This is a genomic window from Mucilaginibacter sp., assembly GCF_028287845.1.
Lineage (GTDB): Bacteria > Bacteroidota > Bacteroidia > Sphingobacteriales > Sphingobacteriaceae > Mucilaginibacter.
This window is the reverse complement of sequence record NZ_JAQBOW010000109.1, coordinates 1-23,012: the sequence shown is the minus strand read 5'-3', so window position 1 is coordinate 23,012 and position 23,012 is coordinate 1. Positions and strand designations below refer to the sequence as shown.

Here is a 23,012-nt window from a genome sequence, read left to right as displayed (position 1 = left end):
TAGCCCAACTTTACGGTATTGTAATTGATCTGCGCTGTATTGTATGCGCGCTAAAATAGCCTAGTACTGGCTTATCAAAATTATTAGGAGGATTAGTTGGCGTAGCCGAATTGCTAAAACCATTGCTTTGCTGGCTAAAAGTATACCAGTAAGTATACATTTCGGGGTCAATACATTGCATCTCAACATTAACTTTATCGCCACTATTAATCTTAATATCATCCTGGTATAACAGAGCCTGTACAAAACGTCCGTCACTAAACTGATCGTTCCGCACAAATACAGAATTTACCTGTATCCCGTTTACATATAAGATAAAGCGGTATTGATTTTTTATGTTCGGCGGATCCTGGAAAGACATACCTATTGTATTTGTAATTGATTTGCCGAAGCTTTGCGTTGTAACAGAAAGCGAATCCAGATTAACTCTGCCGGGCATGGTTGATTTTGCCGTGTAAGTTTGCCCATTAACCTGTACTTGTAAAGTGTAAGGCAGTGTATATCTTCCAACAAGAGAATTTACGGTATAAGTACCTGCGGCGCGCTCTGTTAAATTATAAACGCGGCCATTATAATCAATTATTTTAACAATGGCCCCTGATACCGGCGGATAAGTATTCGTGCTATCAAAAGCAACAGTTTTTGATATAGTTATACTTTGCGCACCCACTATGTCTGTTAAGTTTCCTTCTATCACCAACTGTGGGGAAGTATCTCTTAATTTTAAATCGATCACTTTTTTGCAAGAAGCAAGGCTTATACAAAGAATAATAAAAGCAGCTAATTTATAACTTGTTTTCATTGCGTTAATTAATAAGTAAAGTTATAAGTAACAGACGGAATACGGCCAAATAAACTTGTTTCAACCGCTTCTGTGCGGGTAGGGTCATTTTCTTTGTTCTGGAAGGTAATGGTATAAGGGTTTTTACGATTGTAGGCATTATACAAGCCAAACGTCCAGCTGGAATGAAATTTTTTATGTTGTTTCCCTTCAAACGTAGCACCCAGATCAAGGCGGCTATATGGCGGCATGCGGTCCGAATTACGGTCAGGATAATAATAGGTAGTTAATCCACCTATGGTATATTTTCCATGCGGGTAAGTAACTGCATTGCCTGTACCATATACAAAAGTGCTTGATAATGTCCATCGGTTAGTTATTTTATAAATACCAACTACTGATATATCATGTGTTCTATCCTGCCTGGCGGCAAAGTAATTGCCGTTGTTTATTGCATCAAACCGGTTCTCGGTTTTTGATAAAGTATAGCCTATCCACCCGTTAAATTTCCCGTACTTCTTTTTCAAAAATATCTCCAGGCCGTAGGCCCGGCCCTGTCCATAAACCAACTGTGATTCTACATCCTGGCTGGCTATAAGCTGTGCCCCATTTTTATAATCAATCTGATTTTGCAGCCATTTATAATAAACTTCGGCAGAAAATTCATATTGACTATTTGCCGAGTTCTTAAAAAAACCTACCGATGCCTGGTCGGCAATGCCGGGTTTGATATTGTTGCTGCTCATTACGTACAGATCTGTTGGTGAGCTGGCAGTTGAGTTAGAAATTAAATGAATATTTTGTGTATTACGGTTAAAAGAGGCTTTTATAGCATTCAGCTCATTAAGCGTATAGCTTACAGAAATACGCGGTTCAGGGTTAAGATAGCTTTTTACAACCTTCCCTGATGCATAATCTGCAGATGATATAATGGTATTATCCGGGGCGTACGTAGTGATCTTACCGGGGCCTATTAATGAAAATGACGATACCCTCAAGCCGTATAAAATAGTCAACTTATCGGTAGGGTGCCATTCGTCAGACACGTAAGCCGAGCTTTCTATACCATTACGGCTTTGAATAGCCTGCCCGTTTATGCTTGACGTTTGCGAAGTACTGATATCGCCCGGCGAAATAAGGTGATGCGTAACATTAATGCCAAAATGAAGCGTGTTTTTATAGGAGAAGAAATACTCAAAATCCTCTTTAAGGTTAAAGTCGCGAATTTTTGAGGTTACCTTAAAATCATTATTGGTAGAAAAACTTTGAACAACAAAATTATAATCGCTGTAAATAACTGATGTATTTAAAAACAGCTTACTGTTAAAAATATGGTTAAGGCGCAGTGTAGCAGTTTGATTGCCCCAATTGGTTTCGAAGCTGTTTTTTAGCCCCAATACATCCTTGCCAAAATAGCCGGAAAGATAGATGGTGTTTCTGTCATCCAAATGGTAATTAACCTTGGCGTTAATGTCATAAAAATAAAGGCTGGCGTTGCGCGTGGTTGAATCTGGCGATAATTTTAAAAAAAGATCGGCGTAGGTGCGGCGGGCACTTATCATAAATGAGCCTTTATTTTTAACGATGGGTCCTTCAACTTTTAAGCGCGATGCTATCAGCCCAATACCGCCTTGTATAGTGTATTGCTTATCATTGCCATCCAGCATTTTTATATCCAGTACCGACGAGAGGCGCCCCCCGTATTGCGCGGGCATGCCACCTTTATACAAGCTCACATCCTTTATAGCATCCGAATTAAAGGTGGAAAAGAAACCAAATAAGTGCGATGCATTGTATACCACGGCCTCATCAAGCAGGATAAGGTTTTGGTCGGAACCGCCACCCCGCACGTAAAAGCCCGTATTGCCATCGCCGGTTGATTTTACGCCCGGCAATAACTGGATAGTTTTTAAAACATCCTTCTCGCCAAATATTACCGGTACATTGTTTAGCTGTTTTAGGTCAAGCCTGGTTACGCCCATTTCAGGGTTGGTAATATTTTCATTTTTACGTGAATTGCCATTAATGGCAACCTCTTTTAGCGTATTGCCGCCGGTAAGCAAAATGTTAACCAAGGAATTTTTATTTAACCGTATAGGTTGGCTAATGGTTTCATAACCTATATAGCTTATAACTAACGTAAAATCGCCGTCAGGAGCAGTTAACGAGAAAAACCCATAAGAATTGGTAACAGCGCCGTTTTGCCGTAGCTCTTGTAATTTTACAGTAGCGCCAATTAGTGTCTCGCCGGTTCCTGCATCCCTAACAGTGCCACTAATGGTATAATTTTTTTGAGCGAAAGCAGCGGGAGCAAGCAGTACTAAAGTGGGTAATAATAAATAATAAAAAATAATTTTATACATATAAGCTTTATCTCCGGCTGCCCTAAATTATTAAAAAACACTTTTCCAACACGTTAGCCGGAGATGAGGTAATTTAAGTTGACCCAAAGATATTAATCCGGGCATATTATAACGCATAATACACAGTATTTAACTAACCCTTGTTTGTGTTTTAATATTACTTGTATAAAACCAACTAATAATTATATTTAATGACCAATATAAACCAATATGAAAAGAAGAACTCTCCTGAAATCAACCGCGGGACTTGTTGCCACATCGTTACTTTCTAATAAGCTTATCGCTGCTGCATCAACTATTAAACAACCGTCATTTATGCCGGTACCTGATGAGATACGTAAGTTTGGCGATGGGCGCGATTGGTTCTTCGACGCGCGTTTTGGCATGTTTATACACTGGGGCCTGTATGCTATACCGGCCTGGCATGAGCAATACCAGTGGCGGGCAAGGGTGCCCCGTAAAGAATACATGAAACTGGCCCAGCAATGGAATCCGGCTAAATTCGATCCTGACCATTTTATTGATCTGGCAGAGCAGGCAGGCATGAAATATATTTGCATTACCACCAAACATCATGACGGGTTTTGTATGTGGGATACCAAGCAAACCACCTACAATACCATGAATACGCCTTATAAAAAGGATATTATTAAATTATTGGCTGATGCCTGCCACAGGCGTAAAATGCCGTTATGTTTTTATTACTCGATAGTAGATTGGAACCAGCCTAATTATCCTAACCAGGGGCGTAGTCATGAGTTGCCCGCGGTTGAAGGCGACAGCCCTGACCTGGATAAATACCTGGAATTTTTAAAAGCACAGGTTAAAGAGCTTTGTACCAATTATGGCGAGATACACGGTTTTTGGTGGGATATGAATGTTACCGGCCATAAGGATCCATCAATAAATGCCATGATAAGAAAACTGCAACCCAAAGCAGTTATTAATAACCGGGGTTTTGATGGTGGTGATTACGGCACACCAGAACGAGACCTTAATGTTACCGCTGCAATTACGGGTTTTGCCAATCCTACAGAGGCTTGCCAGTCGGTGGGTATGGAGAGTTGGGGATATAGGAAGGACGAGGATTATTATACCGCTAAATTTTTAATGCAGAGCATAGACAGTTATTTAACACGCGGCGGCAACTATTTATTAAATGTTGGCCCAACAGCCGAGGGCCTTATCCCTAAACCCGCTGCCGATTTGCTGCAACAAATTGGCAAATGGTATAAACCGGTAAAAGAATCGTTAATAGGTGTTACTCTGGCTAATGGCTTATTGCCTAATAAAAACATCCAGCTAACTAAGCGCGACAATACGCTATATGTGCATTTTTCGAAAGATATTATTGGTAACGGCATCAAACTGAAACCAATTAACACCATGCCTAAAACAGCTATATTATTAAATAATGGCAAGCCCATAGCATGCGTAGTAAACCTAAGCCCGAGCGACCACGCGGAACAAAAGGCCTATTTGCGTTTACGCGATTTGCCGGTAGAGGAATTGCTGGATACAGTATTAATAGCTAAGTTGGAATTCGACCGCCCGCTTGATCAAATAATGCAGGCCAGTACCGGAAAGGTAAATGAAGATTTAATTAAATAATTCGGGCAGTGTAATGTTAGCAATTGGTGCTTAGGATGCAGGTACGTAGAAAAGGACTACAATACCAATCTCAAAAGCCTGGCTTTTAATTAATTTTAAGCTAAGCTTACCTTTCAGTTGTTTAAATATTGGCATTCCATCCCCAATAGCTGCAGGGTTTATAAAAAGATGGTACTCATCAATCAGCCCGGCTTTTATCAATGCTGATGTAAAGCTTGCGCCGCCGTAGGTAACGATGTCACCGCCATCCATAGCTTTTAGTTTATTTACCTCTTCTACCAGATCGCCCTTTGCCAGGTCAGTGTTTTCCCAGGCGGATTCTTTGAGCGTTTTCGAAAAAACCACTTTGTGGGTATCAACCATTTTTTTTGTAAAATGGTCGGCCGTTGCCGGGTCTTGCATTAATCCGGCCCAGTGAGGGATGAATCCTTCGGCCAATTTTCGGCCCAATAAAAGGGTATCAACAGGGGCCGTAAAGTCTTTTACATAGTTTTTTATATCGTCGCCCCAGTCCCATCTCATCCAATCCATTTCGCCATTGGGGCCGGCAACATATCCGTCCACGGATAGTTGCATTTGTAGTTTTAGTTTTCTCATGTGGTAGCAGGCAAGTTTTGTTTTTTACGATACCAAATATAAGCACAAGCGGCAAGGGCCAAAAATATCAGCATAAAATACCACGGGCCATCAGGTTGTGGGGTGCAATAAAGAGAATAGGTAGCGGCTATCAAATCAAAAGTTAAACCTGCATAGGCCCATTCTTTTAATCTTGGGAACCCAGGGATAAGTATAGCTATAACACCGAGCGTTTTTGCCACACCAATAAAGGGCACAAAATAAATAGGATAGCCTAAACCTTCGTGCATACCTTTAACAGCCGCAGGTTGCATTAGTACATCGGGTATTGCCGAGCCAAACATTACGAATGCAAACAGAATAGTAAATACCCAGTATAAAATTTTTGTGGTTTTCATGGTTATAAGGCTAGTGATTGTTTATACAAATATATTATTATCAGGCATATATAGTAGTGGGTGGACGGGACAAAATGCAGGGTGCATTGAGACGCACGGGTTACATTAGCTTGATAAATTTGTTCAATACCTAAATTTTCATTTTTTTTGCCCTATGCTAATCCGCCTCGCCACTCTTGCAGATATCCCCCAAATAATGAACCTGATAGCCGGGGTGGTGCCCATTATGAACGCTGCGGGTAATTTTCAATGGGATGCCGTATATCCAAATACCGGGGTTTTTGAAAAAGACATAGCGCATAGCCAGCTTTGGGTAGCTGATGAAGATGGAGACATAGCAGGTATTGCAGCCATAACAACCGACCAGGAACCCGAGTATGCCGCAGTAGGCTGGGACCTGGATGAAACCGCCATAGTGGTACACAGACTGGCGGTAAGCATCCATCATCGTGGCAAAGGCATAGCAGGTAAACTTATGCAACAAGCCGAACAGGTAGCCTTAACGCGTAACATTAAGGTGTTACGTGTTGATACCAATACAGCCAATGAAGCCACGCGAAAGCTATTCCCAAAACTTGGGTATACTTATGCCGGCGAGATTAGCCTGGGCTTTAGGGAAGGGCTGCGGTTTTATTGTTATGAGAAAAGGCTGGTTTAATATTAGCAGGAAATTTAGTGCTGGTTTATTGGGCGCTATTTTTTTGTAACCAATACCCAATCAATCACAAAATCGGCCTTCCCTGCTTTTATTTTATCAACCGTATTTTGTGGCATGCCAAAATAGGGAGTTGTTGTTTTGTTAACCCCGTGAGGAAAGCCACCACCCAAAGCAAAATTTAGTATAATATATTTAGGGTTATCATAGGCCCAGCGCCCGTATTTTTCTACCATTTCTTTGGTAACGGTATAAGTCGCCGCTCCGTCAACACTAAAAATCAGTTTATCGGGTGTCCAACTAACCGAATAAATATGCCATTGGGTTATATCTGTGCCTTTTGGGAAAAAGCTGTGATATACCAGCGGCGTATTGCCGAAATAACCCGGCCCATGCAAAGCATGGTTCACCCATAAAGAGTCGCCAATGTTTTCCATTATATCTATTTCGCCGCAATCGGGCCATTTGCCTTCGCCCAGCGCCCAAAACGCCGGCCATAAACCGGCACCTGCCGTCATCTTTATTTTGGCTGATACTGTGCCGTAAGTAAACGTGAATTTATTATGGGTATTTACCCTGCCCGATAAAAAATCATACTGTTTTTGCATATTGCTGGTATAGCCGGGGTGATAAACCGGTTTTATAGCCAGCACGCCATTTGATACTTTTAATATCGTTGCCGAGTCTACATAAGCCTGCTGCTCATTATTAACTGTGCGCCCGGTAACCTCAACGTTCCATTTATCCCTGTTGAGGGTTGTGCCATTAAAGTTTTCAAAAAACAGCGTGTCTGGTTTTTGTTGTGCAGAGGATATTTGCGATACGCCTAATAATAAAAAAAGCAGGTTTAACGGTTTCATAACATGGATATTTGATAAGTAATATCAAATATAAAAAGAAAAGCCACCCTGGGGCAGCTTTTCTAAAGTAAATTTTGTTGGCTAATCTATAAATGATCAGGGACTTAATTTATTTGTTTGCCGGTATAATATCTATAACAACCGTGCGGTTATAAAAGCGTTCTTCGGGCAAAGTATTTTCAAAGGGCGAATGATTGGTGTCTTCACCAAAGCCCAATGTTTCAAACTTAACATTGTTTTTACCTGAAGCTGCTAATGTAGGTTCAAGCATTTTTTGGCTTTGTTGCGCTCTGCTATCAGACAGTTTTTGATTATACTCTTCCTCGCCGATAATATCGGTATGGCCGTGCACAATAACTGTAGATCCATCAGCAATTAAAGGCGATACTACATCAGTTAAAAGCTTATTATATGATGCTATTGTAAATGCCTTATCAAAATCAAATATAATACTATAGCGGAAGCCTTTTTGAACGGTCACATCCTGACGCATTAAATGCACTGTGCTTTCTTTTGTAACCGTTGTGCCGTTTTTGGCTTCGCCAGTCATAACTATTTTGTAATTTCCTTCAGGGTTACTACCTACAATAGTTACACCTGATACGCTTTCCTGGTCTCTGGTGAACGGTCCGTAATGCTGCACTGTTCCTCTGTCATCGGTTATATTTACAGACCAGCTGTTAAATTCTTTTTTAGCACCATCGGCATTTAAAATAACGTAACTGTCAAGCGGATCTATCTGCGTTGCATTAATTTGTACAGGTTTCATCATGCCGCCGCCAACTTCCATTAACAACTCTGGCGATGTGCTTGTAATATCAACCCTGCGATCTTCCGCGCGAAGCAAAACAAGCTCCTTGTTGCCGCCAGGTTGTTCTGATGGATTAACCGGTTTAATGCGTGCCCGGGTAGTAATTCTTGAGCCATCAATCCCGAATGTTATTACTATATATTGTTTAATTGACTCGGCCATAACTTTACCATCGCCGGCGGGGGCACCGCTTAGTAATATGGTGGTAGTGGGGTTGGCCCGCATACGGTCGCCTACTATGTTGAGTATATTATGGTATACATTTAATTGCCTTGCAGAACGGCCAGACATAGTTACCGATTGCTCTTCCTGCAATTGTTGTTCTTTAAAGCCTGATGCCTGATCTTTTGTAAGCAGTACATACCGGGCTGGCACGCTATTAGAACCAGCATCAAAAAATACAGTATTAAGCAATGGTAAGGTTTCGCTTACCTGACGATTTAAAGGCACTGTTTTTGGCTCGCGTACCGAAAATGCAACATCAGCCACAATAGGAACAACTATCGGCGGCGGTGTAGCGGCCACAGCAATTTTATGAGCCTTTCCAAATTTAAGCGCAACACCTGCTCTTACCGTTGTTACCGTCCAGCTTTCTATACTGCGGGGCGATTGGCCAAAATAAGGCTGATAAGAAACAAAAGGCGAAAGGTTAACCTTAGTTGTGCTGTTAGCTGATGAAAGCGGAACTTCAAAACCAACACCAACTTGTCCGGATATTAAATTTTTACGCATATCACTTAGCTGTGAATTTGTGTTGGGCTGCTTTTCCTGGGTATAAGCAAAATCATGCGCCATATTGAAAGCTAAACGCGGGCCTGCAAAAAAGTAAAGACTTGATGACGGTATACCTAAACGCAAGCTTGGCTCGACAGAAACATAGCTTGTATTGGTATGCAATGTGGCAAGGCAATTACATGGGGCAACAACATCGTTAAATTTTCCACCCCGGCCATCATAGCCAACGTTAAGCATAATTCCCCATACCCCGGCCGGACGATATTCTGCCAGAACGGAGCCATAAGGGCGCACACCATACCCTTTATGAAAAGCAGTAGGAACAACTAATGAACTGTTGAGCGTTTGTGTTGTGCCATCGTAAAAATTAAAATTAGCAGCACCCGATACGCCAAACCACCAAATGGGTTGCGTTGTTTGAGCCTGCACAGCAATTTGGGCAAGCATCAGCATCAATGAAAATATGATGGATCTTTTTATTGTTTTATATTGAAGTAACATATGATTTCTGTTTTAATAAATGTGTTTTAACAAGTACATCCCCCGCAGGGAATGTACTGATGAGTATGATATATTAAGGTAAAATAACCGTACTGGCGTTTAATGTAACTGCTTTTTGTGCCAATAATCTACCGGTAACTTTAGCTCCGGTATTTAGTGAGATCAGGTTTTTACTCAGGATATTCCCGCTGAAATCAACATTGGTACCAAGCGTGGCTTGTCCGGCAACAACCCAATAGATATTCTTGGCTTGCGCCCCGCCTATTAAGTGAATAATGGCAGAGTTGTTTACAGTAAGATCTTGTGCGATCTGGAAAACCCATGTATCATTTGCACCACCCGAAAGTGTTACACCGGCATTGGTTATTAAAACACCAGTGCCCCATTTATATAAGCCCGGAGGCAAAGTCAAACCACTAATATCACCGGCGCCTAAACCATTAACAGGCGCGGGGGTTACCAGGTTATTTGAATTTGTATAAGCGGTTTCCATATTACTTACAGCTGTGGTCATGTTATCTGGTGTAGGAACAGCGTAGTCGGCAGCGTAAACCTTTCCACTCACAATTGGCGTGTGTGAAGACTGTCCGTTGGTATCCATTATTAATCCAAACCCGGTTATTGCTGTTGAGGTTATAGGGCTCACTCCAATATCACCGGTAATTGATGTAACACCGGTAGTAGATATTCCAGATTCGGTTAAAATGGTAAAATTACCAGCCGCTCCCAGACCAGGAAGTACAGGGCCAAGCGCTACTGTTGCCGTAAAGTTGGCCGTAATATTTTTATTCGAGGTCATGGTAACCGTTAATGGGTTTACCGAGCCTGAAGCATCTCCGCTCCATGATGAAAATATATAACCTGCATTTGGCGTTGCGGTAAGCTGTGCCGTAGTTCCGTAATTATACGTTGGTTGGTTCGGCGTTTTTGTTACACTCCCACCTGCTGCTGGTAATGCTGTTGTATTTAAGGTGTACGTGTTAAGTAAAAAATTAGCAACCAATGTTCTGTTTGCACTTAAAGGGAATGTATAAGCCGGACTGGTTGATGCAATAGTTCCGTTATCTGTCCAGTTAACAAAGGTATATCCAGTATTCGGCGTTGCGTTTACGGTTACAGATGTTCCTGCAGCATAGGCACCAGACCCGGTTGTTGATCCGCCGGCAGCTGGATTTGATGATAATACTACCGCGAATTGCGATGCCGGTATTGTGCTAAAGTGTGCAACTAATGTCCTGTCTGCAGGTAAAACAAATTGATAACTTGAACTTGTAGAAACTATAGCTCCATTATCTGTCCAATTAACAAATGTATATCCGGCATTAGGAGCGGCGGTTGCAATTACAGTTGAACCGGTTGCATATTGCCCCTGTCCGCTAAGTACTCCACCTGTCACTGGTGCGGCTGATAGATTCAACGCTACCTTTCCTGCGGCTACTGCGGTGAAGTTAGCTACCAGCGTTCTGTTTCCAGCCATGGTAATCTGATAACTTGGACTGGTTGATGCTACAACTGCATTTTCCGTCCAGTTTGTAAATACAAAACCTGTAGCTGGTGTGGCCGTGAGGTTAGTTACAGCACCCTGAGCAAATGTACCCGCTCCGGTAGTTGTTCCACCTGCAACAGGAAGTGATGATACAGATACCTGAGGGATAGTTGTAAACGTCCATACATAATCACCAACTAAGGCTGTATGAAATTTATCAACAGCACCTGTAGTGATGGTGCCCGTATAAAGAACAAAAGGTGATAAGGGCACATCAGGTGTAAAAGTAAAAACCTTGGCATTCGTAGTAGCGGCAACCGTGCCCGATACCGTAGTGGCGCCCTGTTTAATTATAAAGGTTGTTTTTGTGATAGATGCCGGGTCCATATCGGTATTAAAAGTTGCCGTAATAACTTTAGTAAGTATTACATCTACCGCTTTATCCATCGGATCGGTAGTGACTAAGGGGCAAACCCCTTGAATAGCTACAAATTGATCTTTTTTACAACCTGTTGTAAAAACCATAAATAGTAGCACCACGGACCAAATGGTAGTGAATGTTTTTGAATAGCCTCTGCTTTTACACACTTGAGTGCTATTAATAGTCGGAGTAGTTTTTTTGCTCATGAATAATTATTTAAATAGTAATGTTTAATACCTGAAACCTTTTAGGGCATAATTCAGGACAATACAAACCTACCTCTGGTAATGGGTAGAGATGTTACATTATTTTTTAAATAAGTTCTATAATTCACACATTGCAGAAAGCAATGGGCTGGCACACTCAACATATTTGAAGTGTGAAGGGGTTACACCGGTAACCTTTTTAAACTGAGTAGATAAATGGGCAACGCTGCTATAGTTTAGTTTCCAGGAAATTTCTGTAAGGCTAAGTTCTTTATAGGCGATCAATTCTTTTACCCTTTTTATTTTATTTGCAATAATAAAACGTTCTATAGTTGTGTCTTCCATTTCCGAAAAAACGTTGGCCAAATAGGTATAGTCAAGATTTAACGATTTACTTAAGTAATAAGAAAAATTTGTTTTTAAGGGATGATCTGAATCATCGATCATTTCTAAAATAACATTTTTAATTTTTTCTATTAATATACTTTTCCGGTCCTCTAAAAGCTCTAATCCGGCATTAAGTAAGGCTGTCTTAATATTCTTCAATTGGTCAACAGAAATTGGCCCCATGGTTTCTACCTGACCAATCTCTACAGACGTACAAAATAGTCCAAGTTTTTCAAATTCATGCTTTACTACAATTTGGCAACTAAGGCAAATCATGTTTTTTATAAATAGTTTCATTGCTGCGATATATGCAAAGCAAGTGCCCGTTATAAATAGGCTTGTTTTTTTAGGATTAAGCATGTGAGCTAATTATTGACAATTTTTTTTCAAATAGTGCCCTGGGGTTTACAGTAAGCGGTATTTTTAACTTTTAAAAAATAATTTTAAGAATTAAAGTAATAACAAGCAGGTAAAATATATTTCACCTGTTTGTTATTTTAATAATAGTTACATGAAAGTTATGGCGTATTGAGAATAATATTTGTGCTTTATAGGCAATAAAAGTTAGATATTTTGATAAAACGGACCGTTAATCAAAAAAAATAAAAAAATAGAGGCTATAACTATAAGTTTTTAAATAAGTGAAGCAATTTTTAATATATATTGATTAGTATAATAGAAATATTGTAGCTTATTAACTAAGTGTTAATAAATATCTGAAGTAATGAACAGGGGGATAGGATATATACTTAAAAGAAAAGTCGCCTAAACGGATAGCTTAAATAGCAAGGAGCAGGACGCTTTTCATTTTGTAACAATTCCAAACAGGCATTGTCAAAAGTTAAGTAAAAAAAAGCCAAAGATGAACTCAAACCATAACACGGAGGTTTCGCCGCAAGTTTATGCACGGATTGGCGGCGTGCTATATCTGATTATTATAGCTGCCGGTATTTTTGGTGAACTGTTTGTAAGAGATAAACTTGTTGTGTCGGGCAACGCTATAGCCACAGCAAATAATATTATGGCCCATGAGTTACTGTGGCGCATAAGCATTGCCAGCGATCTGATCATGCATGTGTGCGATATTCCTTTAATGCTGGTGTTTTATGTTTTGCTTAGGCCGGTAAACAAAAACCTTGCTTTGCTTATGGTGCTTTTTAATTTAATCCAGACTGCTGTTTTGGTTGCCAATAAATTAAATCTTTTGGCGGCGATGTCTTTATTAGGTAGCGCGGATTATCTGAAGGCATTTAATCCCAATCAGCTACATGCGCTTAGTTATCTGTCTATCAAGTTGCATGGAATTGGCTTTAGTGTTGGCCTTATATTCTTTGGCTTTACCTGCCTCGTTTCCGGGTATTTAATTTTCAGATCGGGCTATTTGCCCCGCATCCTGGGCGTTATGATGCAGATTGCCGGCTTGTGTTATCTTATTAATAGCTTCGCACTGATAATTGCCTCCGCATTTGCATACCGCATGTTTCCTGTAGTTTTGCTGCCTCCCTTTATTGCCGAATTATCACTTTGCCTGTGGTTACTTATAAAGGGTGTAAACGTATTAAAGTGGAACAAGCAGGTAGGTGTATAGCTATGTTAGTGATATCGCACCGATTTTTTAAAAAAAAGTGTTTCACATCAGGTGTTTCACCCCAAATTTGCAAAAATCGATAAAATAGCATAAAGTACTTATTGTAAGCTATTTATCATATTTTACCTAAAGTATTAGTACTGTTTCAAAGTGTTTCACTCATTTTCTTAAATTGCTATATATCAATACGTTAACCTAAAAGAGTGTTTCATGTGTTTCATTGATTTGTGAAACACTATATCACCTGCAATCCTCTCGGCGATTGGACGTTATTAATTGCTAAACTTCAAATAGTGGCAGATTATCATAACTTAATATATCTTTGGGCTTCAAAAATTTAAAAGAATATTTTCATGGCAAAGGCATCTGAAATTAAAGTAGGAAATATATTACGTTATAACGGCGACCTGGTAACCGTTACCGAAGTTCTGCATCGTACACCAGGTAAAGGCGGGGCTTTCTATTTAGACAAGTTTAGAAATATTAAAACCGGTAAAATTGTAGAGGCTCGTTTAGCTACCGACGAACAGGTGGAGATTTGCCGGGTAGAAACCAACGATTTTCAATATCTGTATGAGGATGGTGATTTCATGGTGATTATGAATAATGACACTTATGATCAGTTTAATATTCCAAAAGCGCTATTTGGCCCATCGGTGAGATTTCTAAAAGAAGGAATGAACGTAATTGTATCATTTGAAAGTGAAGAACCTATTATGGCGCAGGCGCCTAACTTCGTTGAATTAGAAATTACGTATTCTGAGCCGGCTGTTAAAGGTGATACCTCATCAGGCGCGTTAAAAGCGGCTACAACAGAGAATGGTGTTGAAATAAAAGTGCCGCTTTTTGTGAACCAGGGCGATAAAGTAAAAGTAGATACCCGTACCGGGGAGTATATTGAAAGAGTAAAATAAAAAGTATCCTAAAACAAAAAAGCCTCAAATCTTTCGACTTGAGGCTTTTTACTTTCTGGGTAGCGGGAACCGGACAAATATGAAATCCGGGCTCGTGAATTATAGTCCTTTTACAATCGCAAGTGATTTCTCAACATGGTCGGTGGGTGAAATGTGATCGGTTGCTGATGAAAATACCGCTATAACTTTACCGTCTTTACCGATGACATAAGTGGTTCGCGGGATGAAACCGTGGTTAAGTTCCATACCCCGCAGGTCTTTCATTCCAAGTTTTGGTGGTGTCATGACCAAGCCGTAGCTTTCTGCAATTTTGCCGCTGGCGTCTGACGCGACCGCGAACTTGCCTGCGCAGTAATTCGGATCAGATGAAAATGAATTCAGTCGCTGAATATCGTCTCCGGATACACCGATAATGGTGGCTCCTGCCGCTGTAAATTTATCCTTCATTTCAGCAAAGGCATGTGCTTCTGCATCACAGCCGCCGGTATAAGCAGAAGGGTAGAAATAAACCACAACGGGCCCTTTAGCAAGCGATTTTTTTAATGAAAAATTAAATTCACTACCCGCCAGGCTGGCAGGGGCGTTAAATACAGGTGCTGCATCTCCTTTTGACAACATCTTCGATTGGGCGAGGCCAGGCCGGGTTGTCAGGAGTGAAAAGCTGAAAATTAAAAGGGACAGGCAATAATATTTTTTGATCATAGCAGATGGTTTTGATTTTTTAATGGTGTTACTATCAAATTTACGATAGTCTGCAGAATAAGGTTGCCTGTCATTAAAATTTTACTGTGATTGAAAGCAACTTGCGCCCATCAAGGTATAAAATCACTGACTGACCAATATTCAGGTCCTTTTATTTTAGTAAATTTTTTTAATGCGTTTTTAGGTAATTTGCCTTTTTTAAATATAAACAAAAAAAGCCTCAAATCTTTCGACTTGAGGCTTTTAACTTTCTGGGTAGCGGGAGCAGGACTCGAACCTACGACCTTCGGGTTATGAGCCCGACGAGCTACCAACTGCTCCATCCCGCACTGTTTTTGTTGGTATTACATAACGGACATAAACCCGAAATGTTTGTTTCAATTAGTAAAAAAGCGTTTTGTGCTTCCTTTTAATTGGACTGCAAAGATATAATTCGTTTCTTTGCAGTCCAAATATTATTTTAATTATTTTTCAATGGGTCATAAGGCAGGTTTTGTAAGCATAATTGGTAAGCCAAACGCGGGTAAGTCTACGTTAATGAACGCGCTTGTTGGCGAAAAAATGTCTATCATCACTCCTAAGGCCCAAACCACCCGTCACCGTATTTTGGGTATTGTTAATACCGATGATTACCAGATAGTTTTCTCTGATACACCCGGCATTATCAAACCACATTATGCCTTGCATGAAAGCATGATGCACCAGGTACAAGGCTCTATTGTTGATGCCGACCTGATCTTACTGGTTACTGATATTTACGAGGAGTTTGATGAAGAGGATGTAATGAAAAAGCTGGAAGGCAGCACCGCGCCCATAGCCGTATTGATTAATAAGATAGATCAAAGCGATGAGGAAACGGTGAAGAAAAAGGTAGATTACTGGCAGGAAAAATTAAATCCGAAAGCGATATTTGCTATATCAGCCCTGCATGATCATAACGTTATTTCGGTTATGAACTTTGTGATAGAGCATTTGCCTGAGCACCCGGCATATTATGAAAAAGACGCGTTAACCGATAGGAACGACCGTTTTTTCGCATCAGAAATGATAAGGGCGCAAATACTGAAACAATATAAAAAAGAGATACCTTACAGTGCCGAGGTTATTGTAACCGCGTTTGTTGAAGGCGAAAAGCTGCACCGCATAAGCGCCGAAATTATTGTAGAGCGCGACAGTCAAAAAAACATTATTATTGGTGAGGGTGGCAAAATGCTGAAGATAGTAGGCACCTATGCCCGCCGCGATATGGAAGACTTTTTCCAGAAGAAAGTTTTCTTGGAGATGTTTGTTAAAGTGATACCCGACTGGCGTAGCAAAAAAAATTACCTGAAGAAATTTGGGTACGAATAAAATGTTAAGAATCAAGAGACAAGAATCAAGATTCAAGACACAAATTTTTATAATAAATGTATATTAGAATTAAGGTAGATAAAGACCAAATAAGTCTTGAATCTTGCCTCTTGATTCTTGAATCTAAAAAACATGAGTAACATAGTAGCCATAGTTGGCCGCCCCAATGTAGGCAAGTCCACCTTATATAACCGTTTAACCGAAACCCGCAAAGCTATTGTGGACGACTTTAGCGGCGTAACCCGCGACCGCCATTACGGCACCTCAGAGTGGACGCACCATGAGTTTACAGTTATTGATACCGGGGGCTATGTAGCAAATTCGCATGATGTATTTGAAGCCGCCATCCGCGAGCAGGTAGTTATCGCTATTGAAGAAGCATCAGTTATTTTGTTTTTGGTTGATGTTACCACCGGTATTACAGATCTGGACGACGAAATTGCAACCATCCTGCGTAAAGGCAACAAACCAACATTTGTAGTGGTTAACAAGGTTGATAACAACAACCAGCAATCGGATGCTACCGTGTTTTACAGCTTAGGTTTAGGCGAGATATACAACATTTCATCCATGACAGGCTCGGGCACGGGTGAACTGCTGGACGAGGTTGTTAAACATTTTGATGAGGAAAAACTGGAAGAAAACACCCGCCCTAAGTATGCCATTGTAGGCAGGCCAAACGTAGGTAAATCATCTATCATCAATTCGTTAATAGGGAAGGACCGTAACATAGTAACCCCCATTGCCGGTACCACGCGCGATTCTATCCACATACATTATAACCAATATGGTCATGATTTTATGCTGATTGATACCGCCGGGATGCGTAAAAAAACCAAGGTTAAAGAGAATATCGAATTTTATTCGGTAATGCGCACTATTAAGGCTATAGAAGAAGCTGATGTGGTTATCCTGATGGTAGATGCTGTTGAAGGTATAGAATCGCAAGACATTAATATTTTCCACCTTGCCGAGAAGAATAAAAAGGGTGTAATGATAGTGGTGAACAAGTGGGACCTTATAGAGAAGAACACTAAAACCACCAAGGTTTTTGAGGACATGATAAAACAAAAGCTGCAGCCGTTTACTGATGTACCTATTGTATTTACTTCGGTTACAGAAAAACAGCGTGTTTTAAAAGTTATTGATGTGGCTAACCAGGTTTATGAAAACCGCGCCCGCAAAATATCAACCTCAAAACTTAACGAGGTAATGCTGCCAATAATTGAAAATTATCCGCCGCCATCATTAAAAGGTAAATACGTTAAAATAAAATACATCACCCAAATTGCAGGTACATCGCCCATGTTTGCGTTCTTCTGTAATTTGCCGCAGTATGTTAAGGAGCCTTATTACCGGTTCATAGAAAACAAACTAAGAGAGAATTTTGAGTTTAGCGGCGCGCCTATACAAGTGTGGTTCAGGCAGAAGTAGATGTGCAGATACGTGGATATGCAAATGTGCAGATGATTTGTATATTTAATAAACACGATTAGCATTTTTATAATCTGCACATTATAAAGCTTCAACAGCTTTTTTCAATGCTGCATCGTCAGCATTTATCACTTTAAAAAAAGCTTCGTCGCCCCCTTTAAAGCGGGCAGCAAAAGCTTTGAGTTGAGTTTTGATACTTTCTTTGGATTTTTGCAGATCGCGCGGATCTATCCTTTTAATAGATTGCGAGGCATAGCGTATAAAGTTGCCAAGCTCAGCGTCGCTTACCGTATAATGCTTTATAAAATCATCATCAGATGTATATTTGCTCAACATGGGCTGCATCTTATCAACAACATAAGCGCTAAAAACCTGCCGGTTATTCAGTTCTTGTAACAGGTAAGAGTTTTGCATTGTATCGGCAGGAACAAAAATATCGGGCATGATACCCCCGCCGCTAAAAACCTTCCGGCCTGATGAGGTATGGTAATTAGACGGTACCTTAAAAATACTATCCTTTAAGTTGCTTTCTTCAGAAAAAAGCTCCCCCTTGCGCATACGCTGTGCCAGTTCATTACGATAGCTATCTAAACCGCCGCTGTACGATTTTTGTATGGACCTACCCGAAGGAGTGTAATAACGCGCAATAGTTAAGTTAATAGCAGACCCATCTGCAAACGGAAACTGTTCCTGTACTAAACCCTTGCCAAACGACCGACGCCCAACAATTATAGCCCGGTCCAGGTCCTGTAGCGCGCCTGCCAGTATCTCGCTTGCCGAAGCCGAATACTCATCTATCAGCACCGCCAGTTTACCATGCTGAAAATTGCCCGAATCGGTAGCAAAATAATCGGTGCGTGGTTCATGTACGCCTTTGGTATAAACTATCAGTTGTTTTTTGGTTAAAAATTCATCGGCAAGCGCGGTGGCTGTATTCAGGTATCCACCGCCATTACCGCGGATATCCAGCACCAGTTTTTGCATGCCGCCTACCTTTAATTTTGCTAATGCCTTACGGAAGTCCGCATCGGTTGTAGAGGCAAACTTGCTTATTTTGATATATCCTGTTACAGGGGTAAGCATATAAGCCGCATCCATACTGCTCAGGTCAACATGGTCGCGCTTTATGGTGCGAAACTTGATGTCTTTACTACCGGCAGAAATTATAGCTATTAATAAATGTGAATCTTTTGGTCCTCTGAAAATTTTATTCACTTTGGCAACAGTTAAATGGGTGCCAGAAAAGCCTTTATGGTCAACCGCAATAATTTTATCGCCCGCAATAATACCGGCTTTAGCGGCCGGCCCATTTTGATTAACTTGTGTTATTACCAATGTATCGCGCAATAACAAGTACTCAATACCAATACCCATAAAGCCGCCTTCCAGCCGTTCATTAACATTTGTAGCTTGTTGGGCGGGCAGGTAAAGCGAATGAGGGTCAAGGTTTTGCAATAATCTATTTACGGTAGTGCCTTCTATGCTGTCCACGTTAACCGAGTCGACATAATTATGGCGGACAAGGTCCAGAACTTTAGATATCTTGTCATTACCGTCAAATGAGATACGGGTATTTAATTCATTATTGCTTGCTAATAAGCCAATAGTTACCCCAAGCAAAAGCAGTATAACAGATCTGAAAATAATACCGGCAGTTTTTTTCATATTATGATAATGTAAAATTACGGTTTTGGCTTGATAGCGCTATATTTAGTTGACTCAATAATTGACCATATTCAGGAATTTTACCGAATTTTGTTAAATTAATTCATTTTAAATGCAAACATCAACCGAAAGAGATTCGCATTACAACCATCTGGAGCAGATGAGTGTTGCCGAGATCCTTCAACATATAAATTACGAAGATCAAACGGTTGCGGTTTCTGTAAGCAAGGCTCTGCCGCAGATAGAAAAGCTGATTACGGTAATTACAGCGCGGATGAAAGTGGGTGGTCGTTTATTTTATATAGGCGCCGGCACCAGCGGCCGCTTAGGCGTAGTTGATGCATCAGAATGCCCGCCAACATTTGGTGTTCCGTTTGATTTGGTGGTTGGCATTATCGCCGGTGGCGACGGCGCCATACGTAAGGCTGTTGAGTTTGCCGAAGATGACATTAACCAGGCCTGGAAGGACCTGTCAGCATTTAATATTACTCATAAAGATGTGGTGGTGGGTATAGCGGCATCGGGCACTACGCCTTATGTAATTGGCGGCTTAAAAGCAGCTAATCAAAATAAAATAGCCACCGGCTGCGTTGTTTGTAATAGCGGCAGCCCTGTTGCTGCCGAAGCCAATTATCCAATAGAAGTAGTTACCGGTCCGGAGTTTATAACCGGGTCTACCCGAATGAAAGCAGGTACGGCTCAAAAACTGGTATTGAACATGCTAACTACTACCGTAATGATACAGTTAGGCAGGGTAAAAGGTAACAAGATGGTGGATATGCAACTATCAAACAATAAACTGGTGGACCGCGGTACCAAGATGGTAATGAACGCAACAGGACTTGATGAAACAACCGCCGCGAAGATGTTAAAGAAACAAGGAAGCGTTAGGAAAGCGGTAGATTTTTACAATCAAAATAAACAAGCGTAATAGCTTTTTTAATTTTGACTTTTTAATTTTGAATTGAAAGAATGCACGAAATAGAACCATATTATAAATGGCGCGATGACTATATAGCATCAGAAGACGAATACTCGCCTTTTTATGCTACGCAGTATAGCGAGTTTGAATTTGATAAGCAGATATATAATTACCTGCTGCATCCGCAGTGGGATTCGTTCGGCTCAAATACTTTGTATATGAAAGTACTGTATGCCGATTATGACCGTTCATACGCTATAATAGAATTCATCGGCGAGTGGAACGATGCCATTAATAACGATATTATGCTGTTAAAGCGCGAGATAATTGAGCTGATGGTTGATAATGGCATTAACCAATTTATATTAATTGGCGAGAATGTGCTGAATTATCATTCGTCTGATGATTGCTATTACGAAGAATGGTTCCAGGATGTAGAAGATGGCTGGATAGCCGGCATCAATTTCAGGGAACACGTAGTACAGGAGTTTAAGCGCAATAACATCGACTACTATATCAACTTCGGCGGCGAACTGGATGATTTAAACTGGCGCGCCTTAAAGCCGCTACAAGTGTTTAAGAAGGTTGAAGAGCAGCTGACAAAGCGGTTGAGCTAGAGTGATTGGTGAATAAAGATGAGGGGATTTGTAGTTAAATTGCAAATCAGCTAATCTTTAATTAACTAATCTTTAATCTTTGTACTAAATTTGTATTATAAATAATAAACGAAAAAATAAAAAATGGAAAATAACACTTCTAATTACGTTTATGATAACGTAACTCAATTAAACGATGCTGATGCGTCACGTAAATATTTAGCAAAAGTATTTAGCTGGATGTTTATTGCATTAGGCGTTTCGGCTTTTACAGCCTTTGAATTTTTTTCAACCCCTAATCTGCTTGCTCTAATTATAAGCCCTACCGGCTTTACAGGTTTAGGTTATGTGGCTATATTTTCGCCTTTAGCTTTTTCTATGGTGATAAACTTTGGTTTTAACCGCATATCATATACCGGTATGGTAGCTATTTTTATTGCATATGCAGTGGCTATAGGTATTACGCTAAGTATTTTTGGCCTTATTTATACCGGAGCCTCTATATTTACTGTATTTATAAGTGCCTCGGTAGTATTTGGCATTATGGCAATAGCAGGTTACACCACTCATCAGGATCTATCACAGTTTGGTTCAATATTACGTGTAGTATTTTTTGGCGCCTTTGCTGTAATGCTTATTAATTTCTTTATGCACAGCGCACAAATTGATTACATATTAAGCTTTGTTTTTGTAGCGTTAATGATTGGCCTTACCGCCTATTACATGCAAATGTTAAAACGTATTGGCGCGGGCATAGAATACGGTACAGAGGAATCAAAAAAATTAGTGATAATAGGCGCGTTTGTGCTTTACACTACTTTTATCAATTTATTTATGATGATGCTGCGCATATTTGGCAGAAGAAGATAATTAGAATTGACACAATTATTAAAAGCTGCCTCCAAAAAGGCGGCTTTTTTTGTTGCATTAATTAGGAGATCTGGATACGGATAAGCTATTGCACTTTACAACTTTATTACGCATCTTTGCGTTGCTTATAGAGAAAGACGGAGGGATTAGACCCTGCGATGTCTTAGCAACCTGTGCTTCACAAGGTGCTACATTCTACTTATCGGCTTTTAGCTGATAGGACAGATAAGTGAAAGTCTATTTACCGCCCGACTTTTCGATATAAGCTTTAATAGTATCAAGTAACTAGTATCAGGTAGCAAGATGATTTGCACACGGTATTGGTTATAAAGTCATGAAAATTACGTACTTGATACTTACTACTTGATACCAGCAATGAATATAAAGAAAGAACTACAAAAACGTATACTCGTAATTGACGGGGCGATGGGTACCATGATACAACGGTACCAGTTGACTGAGAAGGATTTCCGTGGGGAAAGGTTTAAGGATCACCCTTCTGATCTCCAGGGGAATAACGATCTGCTAAACATTACGCGCCCTGATATTATTAAAGCTATCCACGCCGAATACCTGGATGCCGGGGCAGATATTATTGAAACTAATACCTTTAGCACACAAGTTATATCGCTTGCCGATTATCACCTGGAAGAGCTGGCTTACGAGCTGAGCTATGAGGGAGCACGAATTGCCCGTGAGGTAGTAGACGAATACAATATAAAAACGCCCGATAAGCCACGCTTTGTTGCCGGTGCAGTTGGTCCAACAAACCGTACCGCATCGCTGTCGCCCGATGTAAATGACCCGGGTTACCGAGCAGTTACTTTTGATGACCTGGCCGAAGCTTATTATACCCAGGTTCGTGGGTTGGTTGATGGTGGGTCGGATGTATTATTGATCGAAACCATATTTGATACACTAAATGCAAAGGCCGCTTTATTCGCGGTAGATCGTTATGCCAGCGAAAGTGGCAAGTATTTACCGGTGATGATATCAGGCACTATAACCGATGCATCCGGCCGTACCCTTTCAGGGCAAACAGTCGAGGCTTTTTGGAACTCGGTGCGTCACGCCAATTTATTATCAGTAGGCTTAAACTGCGCTTTGGGTGCAAAAGAAATGCGCCCGCATTTGGAAGAACTTTCTCAAAAGGCAGATGTATTTATATCAGCCTATCCCA

At 40.6% G+C, this 23,012-nt stretch carries 20 protein-coding genes, 1 tRNA gene and 1 riboswitch; of the genes, 10 read left to right on the top strand and 11 right to left on the bottom strand.

Features of this window, described 5'->3' with window-relative positions; genetic code table 11:
- Window positions 1-10: 10 nt before the first annotated feature.
- Both JWP71_RS11385 and JWP71_RS11380 read right to left on the bottom strand, forming a co-directional pair.
- The gene (locus JWP71_RS11385) at window positions 11-802 is read right to left on the bottom strand and encodes a DUF4249 domain-containing protein (RefSeq protein WP_299499893.1); all 792 of its coding nucleotides are present in this window, start codon (window positions 800-802) and stop codon (window positions 11-13) included.
- Window positions 803-810: 8 nt separating this feature from the next.
- Window positions 811-3,144: a TonB-dependent receptor gene (locus JWP71_RS11380; RefSeq protein ID WP_299499891.1), complete on the bottom strand. Its 2,334-nt coding sequence runs from the start codon at window positions 3,142-3,144 to the stop codon at window positions 811-813.
- A 210-nt stretch (window positions 3,145-3,354) separates the two neighbouring features.
- Here JWP71_RS11380 and JWP71_RS11375 point away from each other — a divergent pair, with 210 nt between their 5' ends.
- Complete coding sequence (locus JWP71_RS11375; RefSeq protein ID WP_299499889.1) at window positions 3,355-4,755, top strand: alpha-L-fucosidase; 1,401 nt, start codon at window positions 3,355-3,357, stop codon at window positions 4,753-4,755.
- A gap of 30 nt (window positions 4,756-4,785) precedes the next feature.
- Here JWP71_RS11375 and JWP71_RS11370 read toward each other — a convergent pair whose 3' ends face one another.
- Window positions 4,786-5,352: a dihydrofolate reductase family protein gene (locus tag JWP71_RS11370; RefSeq protein ID WP_299499887.1), complete on the bottom strand. Its 567-nt coding sequence runs from the start codon at window positions 5,350-5,352 to the stop codon at window positions 4,786-4,788.
- Entirely contained in the window at window positions 5,349-5,729 is a 381-nt protein-coding gene (locus JWP71_RS11365; RefSeq protein WP_299499885.1) for a DoxX family protein, read from the bottom strand. Before JWP71_RS11365 ends, JWP71_RS11370 begins: the two co-directional genes overlap by 4 nt.
- 154 nt (window positions 5,730-5,883) lie before the next feature.
- On the opposite strand from JWP71_RS11365, the gene JWP71_RS11360 reads away from it, so the two are divergent.
- A complete protein-coding gene (locus JWP71_RS11360) occupies window positions 5,884-6,387 on the top strand; it encodes a GNAT family N-acetyltransferase (protein WP_299499883.1) in 504 nt (167 codons plus the stop codon).
- Between the two features lie 35 nt (window positions 6,388-6,422).
- Here JWP71_RS11360 and JWP71_RS11355 read toward each other — a convergent pair whose 3' ends face one another.
- The 4 genes from JWP71_RS11355 to JWP71_RS11340 all read right to left on the bottom strand — a co-directional run bounded on the left by JWP71_RS11355 (window position 6,423) and on the right by JWP71_RS11340 (window position 12,151).
- Window positions 6,423-7,244 carry a glycoside hydrolase family 16 protein gene (locus JWP71_RS11355; RefSeq protein WP_299499881.1) on the bottom strand — a complete coding sequence of 274 codons (822 nt, stop codon included), beginning with the start codon at window positions 7,242-7,244 and terminating at the stop codon, window positions 6,423-6,425.
- 109 nt (window positions 7,245-7,353) lie between these two features.
- Complete coding sequence (locus JWP71_RS11350; protein ID WP_299499879.1) at window positions 7,354-9,291, bottom strand: OmpA family protein; 1,938 nt, start codon at window positions 9,289-9,291, stop codon at window positions 7,354-7,356.
- Between the two features lie 73 nt (window positions 9,292-9,364).
- Window positions 9,365-11,404 (bottom strand): ice-binding family protein, encoded by a 2,040-nt coding sequence (locus JWP71_RS11345; protein WP_299499877.1) that lies wholly within the window; start codon window positions 11,402-11,404, stop codon window positions 9,365-9,367.
- A gap of 117 nt (window positions 11,405-11,521) precedes the next feature.
- Window positions 11,522-12,151: an AraC family transcriptional regulator gene (locus JWP71_RS11340; protein ID WP_366143533.1), complete on the bottom strand. Its 630-nt coding sequence runs from the start codon at window positions 12,149-12,151 to the stop codon at window positions 11,522-11,524.
- A gap of 502 nt (window positions 12,152-12,653) precedes the next feature.
- Between JWP71_RS11340 and JWP71_RS11335 the strand changes: the two genes are divergently transcribed.
- Both JWP71_RS11335 and efp read left to right on the top strand, forming a co-directional pair.
- Window positions 12,654-13,379 (top strand): DUF4386 domain-containing protein, encoded by a 726-nt coding sequence (locus JWP71_RS11335; RefSeq protein WP_299499874.1) that lies wholly within the window; start codon window positions 12,654-12,656, stop codon window positions 13,377-13,379.
- A 353-nt stretch (window positions 13,380-13,732) separates the two neighbouring features.
- The gene (gene efp / locus JWP71_RS11330) at window positions 13,733-14,293 is read left to right on the top strand and encodes an elongation factor P (protein ID WP_299499872.1); all 561 of its coding nucleotides are present in this window, start codon (window positions 13,733-13,735) and stop codon (window positions 14,291-14,293) included.
- Window positions 14,294-14,392: 99 nt separating this feature from the next.
- On the opposite strand, the gene JWP71_RS11325 is transcribed toward efp, so the two are convergent.
- A complete protein-coding gene (locus tag JWP71_RS11325; RefSeq protein WP_299499870.1) occupies window positions 14,393-14,995 on the bottom strand; it encodes a peroxiredoxin in 603 nt (200 codons plus the stop codon).
- Window positions 14,996-15,247: 252 nt separating this feature from the next.
- Window positions 15,248-15,324, bottom strand: a tRNA-Met gene (locus tag JWP71_RS11320).
- A 145-nt stretch (window positions 15,325-15,469) separates the two neighbouring features.
- On the opposite strand from JWP71_RS11320, the gene era reads away from it, so the two are divergent.
- Both era and der read left to right on the top strand, forming a co-directional pair.
- Window positions 15,470-16,345 (top strand): GTPase Era, encoded by an 876-nt coding sequence (gene era, locus JWP71_RS11315; protein ID WP_299499868.1) that lies wholly within the window; start codon window positions 15,470-15,472, stop codon window positions 16,343-16,345.
- 132 nt (window positions 16,346-16,477) lie between these two features.
- Entirely contained in the window at window positions 16,478-17,779 is a 1,302-nt protein-coding gene (gene der / locus JWP71_RS11310; protein WP_299499866.1) for a ribosome biogenesis GTPase Der, read from the top strand.
- 81 nt (window positions 17,780-17,860) lie between these two features.
- On the opposite strand, the gene JWP71_RS11305 is transcribed toward der, so the two are convergent.
- Window positions 17,861-19,444 (bottom strand): S41 family peptidase, encoded by a 1,584-nt coding sequence (locus tag JWP71_RS11305; RefSeq protein ID WP_299499864.1) that lies wholly within the window; start codon window positions 19,442-19,444, stop codon window positions 17,861-17,863.
- Between the two features lie 112 nt (window positions 19,445-19,556).
- Here JWP71_RS11305 and murQ point away from each other — a divergent pair, with 112 nt between their 5' ends.
- The 4 genes from murQ to JWP71_RS11285 form a co-directional block, all read left to right on the top strand.
- On the top strand, window positions 19,557-20,375 hold the full coding sequence (murQ, locus tag JWP71_RS11300) for an N-acetylmuramic acid 6-phosphate etherase (RefSeq protein WP_299499859.1): 819 nt from the start codon (window positions 19,557-19,559) through the stop codon (window positions 20,373-20,375).
- Window positions 20,376-20,416: 41 nt separating this feature from the next.
- Window positions 20,417-20,983: a hypothetical protein gene (locus tag JWP71_RS11295; protein WP_299499857.1), complete on the top strand. Its 567-nt coding sequence runs from the start codon at window positions 20,417-20,419 to the stop codon at window positions 20,981-20,983.
- Between the two features lie 123 nt (window positions 20,984-21,106).
- Complete coding sequence (locus JWP71_RS11290; RefSeq protein WP_299499854.1) at window positions 21,107-21,832, top strand: Bax inhibitor-1/YccA family protein; 726 nt, start codon at window positions 21,107-21,109, stop codon at window positions 21,830-21,832.
- 122 nt (window positions 21,833-21,954) lie between these two features.
- Window positions 21,955-22,064, top strand: a riboswitch (SAM riboswitch).
- A gap of 143 nt (window positions 22,065-22,207) precedes the next feature.
- Window positions 22,208-23,012 (top strand): homocysteine S-methyltransferase family protein (locus tag JWP71_RS11285; RefSeq protein ID WP_299499852.1); only part of this gene is annotated, 805 nt, incomplete at its 3' end.